This window comes from Barnesiella sp. CU968 (assembly GCF_905219685.1).
Lineage (GTDB): Bacteria > Bacteroidota > Bacteroidia > Bacteroidales > Muribaculaceae > Lepagella > Lepagella muris_A.
Genome location: NZ_CAJMXD010000562.1, coordinates 1 through 1,352 on the forward strand (window position 1 = coordinate 1; position 1,352 = coordinate 1,352).

General features: G+C 43.4%; 1 protein-coding gene. It reads left to right on the plus strand.

What is annotated here, in order from left to right; all coding sequences use genetic code 11:
• The first annotated feature begins 148 nt into the window (after positions 1–148).
• The gene (locus tag JX312_RS13695; RefSeq protein ID WP_239653936.1) at positions 149–1,330 is read left to right on the plus strand and encodes an IS4 family transposase; all 1,182 of its coding nucleotides are present in this window, start codon (positions 149–151) and stop codon (positions 1,328–1,330) included.
• Positions 1,331–1,352: the final 22 nt, after the last annotated feature.

The following is a 1,352-nucleotide window of genomic DNA, read 5'->3' on the forward strand; positions in this document are numbered from 1 at the left end:
CACTGGCGTCTCTTAAAATCTGTTAATGCGAAATTGTTAAACTCTGTATTCATGTTGGTTACGCGATTTTCTGGCCTGCAAACCTTGTCGCACTTTTCAAATGATTATATTGGGGTTGGAGCCTTAAAACTCGGTTCCCCAATTTTTCATGAATGCAGAACGATACATTTTCAGCCAGATTGTTGACTTTTTGCCAAAACGCAAATTTGAAAGAATCATGGAGCATCGTACCAAAAATAAGGTTGAGGACAGAACCCTCGGATGGCAGTTGTCTTATTGGGGACAGTTGCTTGTCCTTATATTCGGTCAACTGCTCGGATGTCGAAGTCTCCGTGAACTCTCGGATATCACTACAGCACATCGCAAGAAATCCTTTCATCTCGGATTTGGCAAAGAAGCGGTAGACCGTAATATTCTCTCCAGATGCAATACCAATCGTGATTGGCGTGTGTTCGAGGAGTTCGCCAACCATATGATTGTGCTGGCTCAGGAAGCCCGTATAGACCGGGAATTTTGTATCGGCGGCAAGTTCTATGCGTTCGATTCCTCCACGATTGACCTTTGCATGAGTGTTTATGACTGGGCAAAGTTCAGAAGCACCAAGTCCGGCATTAAACTGCATACCCAACTTGATATAGTGACGCAGATTCCAGTTATGATAAACATCACCAATGCCTCGGTTCATGATGTAAATGCGATGGGTATCATTGATTATGAACCGTTGGCCGGTTATATCTTCGACCGTGGATACTGGGACTTGGATAGGCTTCATAAGATTGAGGAACTTGGAGCCTTCTTTGTCATAAGAGAGAAGGCTAAGCCGAAGTTCATTGTCGAGGATGGTCTGGACATGCCCGAGAATGGAAACATTCTTCAAGATTATACCGTAAGGTTTACCGGTAGACGCAATGCATCCAATTACCCTTCCCGGATTAGACGTATTGTAGCGTATATCCCTGACCTGAAGAGAAGTTTTGTTTTTTACACAAATAATTTCTTCCTGTCTGCCGAACAGATTGTGTTCCTTTACAAGAACCGATGGCAGGTGGAGCTTTTCTTCAAATGGATCAAACAGCACCTTAGAGTCACCACATTCTGGGGTAATTCCGAGACATCCGTCAGAATACAAATTTATGCGGCTATATGCACTTACTGCGTTGTCGCAATAATCGAACATAAAATGAAACTTGAAAGAAACATCTACGAAGTCATGAGAATCCTCGGCAGCTCCCTGCTTGTCAAGGAGCATATCAAGGACTTGTTGACTCCAGAACCGGAGCCAGCACAAATAGCAAATTGCCATCCAACTCTTGACCTCGAATTTGATTAACACTTTTTAAGAGACACTAGTG